The sequence below is a fragment of the Ruegeria sp. N11 genome (assembly GCF_056531525.1).
Window position 1 is genome coordinate 1 of sequence record NZ_JBQFLX010000076.1, and the last position, 970, is coordinate 970.

2 protein-coding genes are annotated in these 970 nt (G+C 55.8%); both read right to left on the reverse strand.

What is annotated here, in order from left to right:
* Positions 1-775, reverse strand: a 775-nt coding sequence (locus ACR0J8_RS24230) for an IS3 family transposase (RefSeq protein WP_480892872.1), incomplete at its 3' end; no start/stop codon positions are given.
* A gap of 23 nt (positions 776-798) precedes the next feature.
* On the reverse strand, positions 799-970 hold a 172-nt coding region (locus ACR0J8_RS24235; protein ID WP_480892875.1), incomplete at its 5' end, for a transposase.

Consider the following 970-nt stretch of genomic DNA (forward strand, 5'->3'; position numbering starts at 1 on the left):
CAGGTGGGCGCATGTTCAGAGCATGATGTGGCCGGATCTGGTTGTATTGTCTGAGCCAGACATTGATGGCGACCTGAGCTTGTTTGGTTGTGTGGAACCATTCGGCGTTGAGGACTTCGCGACGGAGTGTTCCGTTGAAGCGTTCGTTGTAGCCATTTTCCCACGGTGACCCTGGGTAGATCTGGATCGGTTGGATACCGACCCGTCGGAGCCACTCCTGAAGCGGTGCAGCGATGAACTCCGGGCCGTTGTCTGAACGAATAAACTCGGGCTTACCGTGTTTCATCAGCAGCCGGTGCAGAACGTCCAGAACGTCAGCTGCATTCATTCTGGGTCGCACTGCCACGCAGAGCGCCTCACGGGTGTACTCATCAAGCACAGTCAGCATCTTGTAGCTCCGCCCACTGCTCAGCTTGTCATGGACAAAATCAATCGCCCAGACATGGTTGGGATGCGTGGGCCTGAGCCGGATGACAGAGCTGCCCTTGTGATAGAGCCGCCTTCGTTTCTTATGCCGATGTGGCAGCTGCAAGCCTTCTTCGCCCCATAATCGTTCGATCTTCTTGTGATTGACCTGCCAGCCCTCTATCCGCAAAAGCGCTGTCACTTTCCGATAACCATATCGTCCGTATTGCTTGGCCAGCCGGATCATCGCCAGGCGCAGCGCATCATCACTAGTAGCCTTGGACCGATAGCGATGACTGGACCGCGCCACACCCAACACAGCGCAGGTTCGACGTTCCGATGTATCCAGCTTTTGGCGGGTGTGGATCACGGCCTGACGCAACCCATCAACCGTCAGGCCTTGGGCTTTAAATGATCCAGGCTCTCCTTCAGGATCAGCTTGTCGAGCTGAAGATCAGCCACGATCTTCTTAAGCCGCTCATTCTCTTTCTGAAGCGCTCGCATCTCTGACAACTGCGGCCGCCCCATGCCGCCAAACTTCTTGCGCCAGTAGTAATACGTCTTG